The sequence below is a fragment of the Streptomyces sp. NPDC104096 genome, from assembly GCF_055584385.1.
Map to the genome: position 1 here is coordinate 1 of NZ_JBVJMD010000145.1, position 3,175 is coordinate 3,175.

3 protein-coding genes are annotated in these 3,175 nt (G+C 70.3%); all 3 read right to left on the reverse strand.

From position 1 onward, the window contains the following. Positions 1-290: flavodoxin-dependent (E)-4-hydroxy-3-methylbut-2-enyl-diphosphate synthase (locus ACZ60B_RS42770; protein ID WP_454403360.1), on the reverse strand; the 290-nt coding region annotated here is incomplete at its 3' end. Between the two features lie 169 nt (positions 291-459). Then, positions 460-1,752, reverse strand: a complete 1,293-nt coding sequence (locus tag ACZ60B_RS42775) for a M50 family metallopeptidase (protein WP_469397449.1) — start codon at positions 1,750-1,752, stop codon at positions 460-462. Between the two features lie 8 nt (positions 1,753-1,760). Continuing rightward, a complete protein-coding gene (gene dxr, locus ACZ60B_RS42780; protein ID WP_469397447.1) occupies positions 1,761-3,047 on the reverse strand; it encodes a 1-deoxy-D-xylulose-5-phosphate reductoisomerase in 1,287 nt (428 codons plus the stop codon). Positions 3,048-3,175 lie beyond the last annotated feature (128 nt).

The following is a 3,175-nucleotide window of genomic DNA, read 5'->3' on the forward strand; positions in this document are numbered from 1 at the left end:
TGGATGTCCGCGATCACCGGGATCTGCGACTTGCGCGCGATCGTCGCCAGCGCGTCCGCGTCGTCCTGCGTCGGACACGCCACCCGCACGATCTGACAGCCCGACGCCGTCAGCTCCGCGATCTGCTGCAACGTCGCACCGATGTCCGACGTCCGCGTCGTCGTCATCGACTGCACCGACACCGGCGCGTCCCCGCCCACCGCGACGGACCCGACCTGGATCTGCCGGCTCTTGCGGCGCTCGGCGAGCCTGGTCGGAACGGACGGCATGCCGAGAGAAATCGCAGTCATCTGCTGTGCAACCCCAAGTCGTGGATCAAGGTCTGGTCCCGTGCTCAGCGGGCTCCGGGCTTCGAGATTACGACACGCGCCCGAGCCCGGGCACATCGCGCCGGTCAAACCCGCATAACGGATGACGGCCGGGAACCCAGGGCTCCCGGCCGTCACGAACGCCGCATGACTAGGAAATTTTGACGGGGTTAACCACATCGGCGATCAGGACGAGGATCGTGAAGCAGACGAAGATCCCGGCCACCACGTAGGCCACCGGCATCAGCTTCGCCACGTCGAACGGACCCGGGTCCGGCCGGCGCAGCACCTTCGCCGCCTGGCGACGCAGCGACTCCCACAGCGCGCCCGCGATGTGCCCGCCGTCGAGCGGGAGCAGCGGGAGCATGTTGAACAGGAACAGCGAGAGGTTGAAGCCCGCGACCAGCATCAGCGCCATCGCGAGCTGCTGGGTCGGCGGGATGTCGAGGGTGAAGATCTCACCGCCGACGCGGGCCGCGCCGACCACGCCCATCGGCGAGTCGGCGGCGCGCGGGGCGCCGTCGAAGGCCGCGTTCCACAGGGCCGGGATCTTGCCGGGCAGGCTCGCGATGGAGTCGACGGCCTCGCCGAGCCGGTCGCCCATCCAGGTCACCGACTCGCCGAGGTCCAGGCGTACGACGCCGGTGGCGGCGCTGAAGCCGAGGAAGCCGGCGGTGACGTACTGGCCCTCGACGATCTGGCCGCTGGAGTCCTTCTTCGCGACCTGGTTCGTGGCGATCTTCGCGTGCAGGGAGACTTCCTGGCCGTTGCGCTCGACGATGATCGGCACGTCCTTGCCGGGGGTGGCGCGGATGAGGTCGGAGAGCTGGTTCCAGTCGTCCGTCCTCATCCCGTCGAAGGAGACGATCTTGTCGCCGGCCTTGAGGCCCGCCGCCGCGGCCGGGGAGGGCGCGTCGGAGTCCTTGCAGGTGTCACGGTTCTGGCTCTGCGCGATGACGCACTGGGAGACCGAGCTGACGGTGTTGGTCTGCTGGGAGATGCCGAAGCCCATCAGGACGGTGAGGAACAGCGCCACCGCCAGGACCAGGTTCATGAAGGGGCCCGCGAACATCACGATGACCCTCTTCCACGGCTTGCGCGTGTAGAAGAGGCGGGTCTCGTCCCCCGGTTCGAGCTCCTCGAAGGCGGCGGAGCGGGCGTCCTCGATCATGCCGCGCCAGGGCGAGGTGGAGCGGGCCGAGATCCGGCCGTCGTCGCCCGGCGGGAACATGCCGATCATGCGGATGTAGCCCCCGAAGGGGACGGCCTTGACGCCGTACTCGGTCTCGCCCTTCTTCCGCGACCAGATGGTCGGGCCGAAGCCGACCATGTACTGCGGCACACGGATCCCGAAGAGCTTGGCCGTGGAGAGATGCCCCAGCTCGTGCCAGGCGATCGAGATCAGCAGGCCGACCGCGAACACGACTATGCCGAGGATCATCATCAGGGTCGTCATGCACGCGCCTCCGCGGTCGCCGTCGTCGTCTGTGCTGTCAGTTCCCCGGCCCTGGCTCGCGCCCAGGCCTCCGCTTCGAGGACGTCCGACACGGTCAGCGAAGTTCCCTTGCGCGGCGTGCCGTGCTCCTCGACCACCCGTGTCACCGTCTCCATGATCCCGTTGAACGGCAGGGCGCCGTTCAGGAACGCTTCGACGCACTCCTCGTTCGCCGCATTGAACACTGCCGGGGCCGTGCCCGCGAGCTGCCCCACGTGCCGAGCGAGCCCGACGGAGGGGAAGGCCTCGCCGTCGAGGGGGAAGAACTCCCAGGTCGAAGCCTTGCTCCAGTCGAAGGCGGGGGCCGCGTCCGGTACCCGTTCGGGCCAGCCCAGACCGATGGCGATCGGCCCTCCCATGTCGGGGGGCGTCGCCTGGGCGAGCGTGGATCCGTCCGTGAACTCAACCATCGAGTGGACATACGACTGGGGATGCACGACGACCTCAATGCGGTCGAAGGGAATGTCGTACAGCAGGTGCGCCTCGATGACTTCGAGACCCTTGTTGACGAGGGTCGCGGAGTTGACCGTGATCACCGGGCCCATCGCCCAGGTGGGGTGGGCGAGGGCGTCCTGGACCGTGACGTCCGCCAGTTCCGTCTTGGTCCGGCCGCGGAAGGGGCCGCCGGAGGCGGTGACGACGAGCTTGCGTACGTCGGCCCGGGTGCCGGCCGCCAGTGCCTGGAAGAGGGCCGCGTGCTCGGAGTCCACCGGAATGATCTGACCGGGCTTGGCGAGCGCCTTGACCAGCGGGCCGCCGACGATGAGCGACTCCTTGTTGGCCAGCGCGAGGGTGCGGCCGGCCTCCAGGGCGGCGAGCGTCGGGGCGAGGCCGATGGACCCGGTGATGCCGTTGAGGACGGTGTGGCAGTCGGAGGCGGCGACCTGCGTGGCCGCGTCCGGACCGGCGAGGACCTCGGGGAGCGGCTCGCCCGCCCCGTACCGGGCGGCGAGCGCCTCGCGCAGCGCGGGTACGACGTCCTCGCGGGCCACGGCCACCGTGTGCACCCGCAGCCGGTGGGCCTGCTCGGCGAGCAGCTCGGCCCTGCCGCCCGCGGCGGACAGGGCGGTGACGCGGAAGCGGTCCGGGTTGCGCAGGACGAGGTCGATGGCCTGGGTGCCGATCGAGCCGGTGGAGCCGAGGATCACCACGTCCTTGGGGCCGTCCCCCGCGACGGGGTCGAAGACGAGGTGCGGGTCGGCGAGTGGTGCCGGGCTCACGCGGCCGGCGGGGCTTTCGGTCATTGCTCCATTGTGGCCCGGTCCGCGTCCGCGGCCGACAGCGCGTCCTCGTCGCGGCCGCGCGGACGGCTCCGGCTCCCCGGGCGTCCCCGGGTTTCCTGGGGACCCCGGGGAACCGGGGGGGCACGCCC

Coding starts and splice junctions, on each gene's coding strand:
- ACZ60B_RS42775 (WP_469397449.1), bottom strand. CDS start 1,752: ATGATGATCCTCGGCATAGTCGTGTTCGCGGTCGGCCTGCTGATCTCG.
- dxr (WP_469397447.1), bottom strand. CDS start 3,047: ATGACCGAAAGCCCCGCCGGCCGCGTGAGCCCGGCACCACTCGCCGAC.